The organism is Hyella patelloides LEGE 07179, assembly GCF_900659865.1.
GTDB classification, from domain to species: Bacteria; Cyanobacteriota; Cyanobacteriia; order Cyanobacteriales; family Xenococcaceae; genus Hyella; species Hyella patelloides.
On sequence record NZ_LR214114.1, the window covers coordinates 1 to 6,020 of the forward strand.

The window sequence follows — 6,020 nt, forward strand, 5'->3', positions numbered from 1 at the left end:
TCGATAGTACTTCCTTGTGCTTTGTGTGTCGTTAAACTGTACGCATAACCCACATCATCAAACATTCTCGATAGATCGAAATAGCTCTGCCATTGTTTAACTTGCGCCAAATACTTCACCTTTTCATTGTATAATTTTTGACTTTCGTGATGAAGTATGGAGAGGGGTTGCTCTTTTCCACAATCGGGTTTAACCATTACTTTCCAATACTTGTATATTTGACCGAGAAAGAGTAATTCACACTCTTCTCCAAAGTCAATTACTACCGCTTCTTCTGAGTTATTAAGGGCAATTCTCCACTTATTCTTGCCTTTTTGCCCTGGTTTGGCTCTAAACAGGGGTCTTTTAGCTATTAATCTGTCTCCTGGCAGGTAAGAAGGCGCATCTTTACCCCATAACCTTCCGCGAACAAACTTATTTAAACCGTCTACTGTTTGGTTTCTCCAAGCCAAGAATCTCACGTAATCTGGATTGAGCTTAAATTGTGGCGATTCAAAAAGAGCTACTGCCCGTTGCAGCCATTCCTTTTGAGGTAAACAAAGGATAGTACTATCTCTTGTTGTAGTAAATGGGTAAAGAGTACGAGAATACTTGGGGTTGCTTCGGATTTCTTGGGCAACTCTGGCAATCTCTCCGTCGTAACGAACTACTTGAGTTAAAGTGGCTGCGGATTGAATTTCATCACTGGTGCTGACAATCGGTTCTCTTTCTCCCACTGGAGGTAATTGTGCCGAATCTCCCACAAATACTACCTTTGAGAGTAATGAGCTTTTTACTTCCGAGGCGATCGCTTGAAAATTATCTCGATTGAGCATCGAAAATTCATCAATGATAATGATTCCATAACCCGACCAGTCCAATTCTTCTTTGCTTAAGAAAACTTCTCTTCCCGTCTCTTCATCCAGTACTGGCTGCTGACCTAATAATTGTGCTACTGTCTTTACGGACAGATTAAGACCCTCACTTTCGGCAATTTGTGCCAGATTTTTGGCTGCTTTATTGGTGGGAGTTGCTGCGACAAAGTTAATGCCCTCACTGACTAACCACTGAATATAACTCGCGATCAGAACAGTTTTTCCCGTTCCTGCAAATCCTGTCAGTCTGAAGAATTTCTCTTGAGTTTGGGTAAACTCAATAAGTTGAGATAGTGCCGTTGATTGATCCAGAGTTAGATGAACTTCGCCCTTGTTTGAGAGAACAACAGTAGTCAGAGTTGATGGTGAATCATGAATCGCTATGGCGTGGCTCCTGGTTTTGGAGTCGCGAGGTAACCTCTCCTGCTCTGACTGAGAAGAGATTTCTCTTGGCGAAGAAGCGGAGTATTCGCTTTTTAAAATTAACTCCACCGCAACCTGCTTTTTGGTCACCTTAAAAAAAGCGGATTGAAGATGAGGAATTTTCCCTCGATTCTTTTCAATTAAGGCTCTGGTTCTCAAGGCAACAATTGCCTGGTTTCCTTGGAAATCTAAGAGATTCCCGTGTTGTTGAAATAAAGCTTTTGTCATTGGTGGGCTGAGAGAATCTAGCACCAACAACCATAATTGTCTTAATTTCTTGAGATGGTTATTTTCCCCCATTCGGAAACCCCACGCCTAGAGATTCACTTTAACCTTAAGCCACAAGTCCTCAAACTGAAATCGCGATCGCTTCTGGTCTCTCATTATAGTCAACTATCAACCCTACCGTCGCTTTTTTTGCCTAGATTTTTCAGATAATCCCAAAATTCCAGTAATTCTTGATCTGTCAAATGTAGTCTACTTCTTTTGCCGTAAGTATCTATTAAGTGCTGCTTTCCTTGTTCAATACTCCAGCCCAAACTTTGCATAATCACATCCATGTCCGCCTTAATCTCCTTAAAATCAATTTCAATCGTCTCTACTTCTTCTGGCTGTAATTTGCCAAACAAATTTGTTTGAGTCGTCGCTTTAATTGTTTGAAGTTGCTGCTTTTGCGCTTCGCTAAAATAATTCTCCACCAACCAATTAAGCTCTAATTTATTGGCTTCTCGTGAGAAGAGTAGTTTTTCTAACTCGTTACTGGTGCTGCAACTTAATACCCTCTCGGATACTTTGTTGGCTCGGTTTTTCAGGGTGTACTCATCACGAGAATTGTATGGATAATTCTGCCAATTAATCTCATGTTTGAGAGGTAAGGTAAGAGTTTTTTCACTGGTGTAGTTACTTAGATTTCTGAAACTGTCTTGTTTTAAGACACCTGCTACACCTTCTAATTTTTCACTCTCACTCTTTTTATTTTGGGTGATTTTCTCTTGTTGCTGAGTATCCCCTAAAAGATTTTTATTTTCAGGTATTGAAGGTGTAGTAGGTATAGATAAGCCCTGCTCTGAGGTCGCTTCAGCTTTCAATACCTTATGCGCGATGCGGAGCGAGTCCTTTAGGGAAGCGGTACCCTTTAGGGTCTCTATACCCTCCTCATTTAAAAGAGGTGTAGCTGGTCGCCAAACCACCTGTCTTTTACCTTGATGTTGTTTCTGACCTGCTTTTTTCCACTCTAAATTAGTCAAGATATTGGCTACTCTCATCTGAGAACGCCTGTCAATTTTCCCTACCTCAAATTCCATTACTCTCTGTAGTATCTCTGTTATCGATACAACTTCTCTGCCTGACAAATAATTAGCGATCGAACTCTGCCATTCATCTATTATCTGAAACTGCTGGTTGTTCTGTTGGCTCAGTTTTTCTTCAGAGTCTGTTAACCACCATTGTTCACCATTACGATAGGCTTTTACTGCTGCCGACCAAATTCTATCCCTTTCTTCAGTTAGTCTGGATATCTCAATTTTCTCTTTGGCTACAGGAATTATCCAATAACGCCTGTTCCCCGTTGAGTCCAATAAAAAATCACTACCATTAGCAGTCCCCACGATAATCGACTGTCTGGCAAATTCTAGAGCAGAACGTCCATAAGGTGGACGAAAGATATCTTTTCTCCTGGTGATGAATGCTTTGAGTTCTTCCGATTGCCTTTTACTGAACGTTCGTTCAATCTCCCCCCACTCCTGAATCCAAGATTTATGAAGAATTATTAAGTCATCCTTATTATTTGCGTTGCCCATCGAATCATCGAACCAGTCTCCGCCGAGTACACTAAAAAAGCTGGATTTACCCGCACCCTGTTTTCCCTGGAGTACTAATGTCGTATCGTGTTTACAGCCTGGAGAATATGCTCTAGCTACGGCTGCTATCAGGGTTCTTTTGAGGAAAATGTCATATATAGGGTTATCCGTTCCGAAATATCGGGTAGCTAGATTTTCTAAACTGACGGGGGTAATTTTGTCCGCTACCGTGTCTAAGTAAGTTACTACTGGACTGTAACTATTCTCCATCGCTATCTTGCCAAAGATATCAGATGCTTTGGTTTTGGTACAATCAATGCCGTCAAGGTCAGCAAGCAACAAATATGCTTCTTCCAGTAAAATTTCTTTGCCATCGAGTTCTATTTTCTGCTGTAGTTTGTTTAACTTTAAGCGATCGCGATACTTGGTTCTGATATAGTTCATCAGTTGTCTCGAATCTAATCTAGTTAATCCTGGCTGTTGTTGTTTGAACTGTTTTTCTGTTCTCTTGAGCCATTCCTTAAATTGTGTAAGATTGTCCATAACTGTTTCAAATGCTGATATTCCTTTGTTGACAATTAAATCGTCCACTCCTTTGGTAGCTTCGGTATATTCCCAGGTTGCTACTCCGACGATGCACCCTTCTTTAGCTGCCAAATATCCCGTATGTTTTAATGCCTCCTGGACTTGATGCTTGACCGTGATGTCGGAGTCGAATACCAGGTGTATCGGTCTACCGTTGGTCAAGAATGGTGCGAGGGTAGGTATAGCTTTTAATTTCTTTTTCTGCTTCCCATTCCACACTCCCGTTACACAAAGAGGAATGTAATTGTGAGCCAATAAACATCCTGCTTTTTTCGCTCCTTCTGTTACTTCTAACGGTAGTTGGGGGTTATCTGCTACCCACAACCAAAATCCCTTATCCAATCTATCCTCTTTGATGTCTTCTGGGGTGATAGGGACTTGGTATTTATCAGCTATTTTCTCCCAGGTGTCCATGTCTGGTAGTAACAAGATTATTTCTACACCATCACCCTTGGGAAATGAGATGTATTTCTGTGCCTTCTCCTGGTTCGGAAATGAAAGAGGGATATCTGGTTTGAATTGTCCGAAGGAACTATATTGACCCGTAGCTAGATCGATACTCTTTACGTACCATCCACCCGAACCTGAATAGTATTTCCAGTTTAAGAGAGATGCGATTTCAAAGGAGTTTTCTATTGTGTGAATGTTCAGAGAGGCGATCGCACCCTCTACCCCACTTCCTTCTACCCACTCTTTGATTGAATCAGCTTGAAGAGAACTGCTAGTGCTGGTCGATACACTCATGATGCACCCCCTCTTCTTCGTCTTGCTCTGGAGCGAGCAGATACGATTTCAATTCTTCCCAACACAGATGTTTCTTTTCCCGACTCCAAATCCCTAATGCCTTCGATGACGACCTCTTCTAAAAATGCAGTTAATCCTGGGATAGAGTACTCTCCTTCTCGATTTTTGTATGCGGTTACGATGGGTAATTCCCACGACTCCATTCCTTGCTCTTGGGCGATATTGACGAATAATACTGGTATACTATTTCTCATGGGATGCTATCCTACTTGTATGCTACAAAGTACTGGTGTTGCTTCTGATTGAAGACAAAATTTTGCTCATTGAGGGGTGGCTAAGACTTGAAAATTCTGTGGGGTTTGTCCGTCACTCCTCGAAAACATTTTGAGTTTGACCAGGTATTACTGCCACTAAAGATTCTCTTGAAAAGCATTCCCCAGCATAGGGTTGCTCTTGGTGTCCAAATAGTTAATTGTGGTGTTCTTTTACTTATGGACAGCTTGTCCATAACATCTTTTAAAGCTTTTCCTCGTATACTTTTCAGCCCATCTGATTTTAATTCTTCTCGATGACGTTGAATTACTTTCCGAATCGCGACTGCTTCTATTTCCGAAAATTCGGCTCTCTCTTTCTTGGTTGTAATATCTTTCTCTTTCTCAAGAGCAAAATACAAAGATTTGATTTTGCTGAAGATTTCTCTGACTATTTCTTCTATCTTCCCTATTTGATTCTCACGGGCTGTCTCTGACTCAGTTATCATATTTATAGCCATTTCCTTTTTTAGATACACGGTTTTGGTCAATAGCGATCGCAGTTCTTTGGTCGGAGCGCGATCGTTTTTGCTTTTTTGGGAACGCAAGCTTTCAAGATATCAGCCTTAAAAACTGATCTTCCTGTCTTTAATCGCTGAACTTCACCTCTTCGTAATCAACTACCACAGGCTCGGTTTTTTTCCATTTAATAAATAGTTCACCTCCCATTGCTTTGACTAAATCTTCTAAGGTTTTTGATTGACTTTTTTCTGGATTATCCAGAACTTTTTTAACTGTGCTGGTATAGTTCCCCGCTCCTTTCTGCGCTCCGCGAAGCTTATCGATCTCTTGAGCCAGACGATATTGAGTCCATCCCAGTGATTCAAGCCTGTTTTGCAAAACTTTGGGGTTCATTAGTGTTTGATTCATTGTTACCCCTTGATTTATAGCATTATTATGCTATTCGCACTAGAGAACTATAACACACTATTATCTAGCAATTAAAACTTGTATTTATAGCGTGTTAATGCTATTATTATAGCATAAAGGCACAGGGAAAGAGATCGCCCCCTCCCGACGGAATCAAGACTCTCGCTTTCATATTTATTACAATCCAAGCACTGCACGCCCGAAAACCGAATATCTTTTCCTGTTCAGAAGTACGTGAATCAAGAGCGAGTCAGTCTCCACGAAGCAATTTTTCTTTCTAGTCTCTTTGACTGACTACGAACGCCTACAAACAAATAAAAAGGAGAGCAACCTATTACCACTGCTCTCCTCACAAATAAATTCTTAATTCTTATAATGACACAAACAAAACTTCTTGCAACAGCATTACCCACATCTTGCTCTAATTGTCCCCA

Annotated in this window: 6 protein-coding genes; all 6 read right to left on the bottom strand. The window is 40.9% G+C overall.

Annotated features, from left to right (window positions below; genetic code table 11):
- A partial coding sequence (locus H1P_RS30090) for an ATP-dependent DNA helicase (RefSeq protein WP_246142021.1) occupies window positions 1-1,577 on the bottom strand: 1,577 nt, incomplete at its 3' end.
- Window positions 1,578-1,666: 89 nt separating this feature from the next.
- Window positions 1,667-4,405, bottom strand: a complete 2,739-nt coding sequence (locus tag H1P_RS30095) for a VapE domain-containing protein (RefSeq protein WP_144874685.1) — start codon at window positions 4,403-4,405, stop codon at window positions 1,667-1,669.
- A complete protein-coding gene (locus H1P_RS30100) occupies window positions 4,402-4,659 on the bottom strand; it encodes a hypothetical protein (protein ID WP_144874686.1) in 258 nt (85 codons plus the stop codon). The genes H1P_RS30095 and H1P_RS30100 overlap by 4 nt, the downstream gene beginning before the upstream one ends.
- Window positions 4,660-4,739: 80 nt before the next feature.
- Window positions 4,740-5,264, bottom strand: a complete 525-nt coding sequence (locus tag H1P_RS30105; protein WP_144874688.1) for a hypothetical protein — start codon at window positions 5,262-5,264, stop codon at window positions 4,740-4,742.
- A 40-nt stretch (window positions 5,265-5,304) separates the two neighbouring features.
- A complete protein-coding gene (locus H1P_RS30110; protein ID WP_144874690.1) occupies window positions 5,305-5,586 on the bottom strand; it encodes a hypothetical protein in 282 nt (93 codons plus the stop codon).
- Between the two features lie 239 nt (window positions 5,587-5,825).
- The coding region (locus tag H1P_RS37845; RefSeq protein ID WP_222427313.1) for a hypothetical protein at window positions 5,826-6,020 on the bottom strand (195 nt) is incomplete at its 5' end.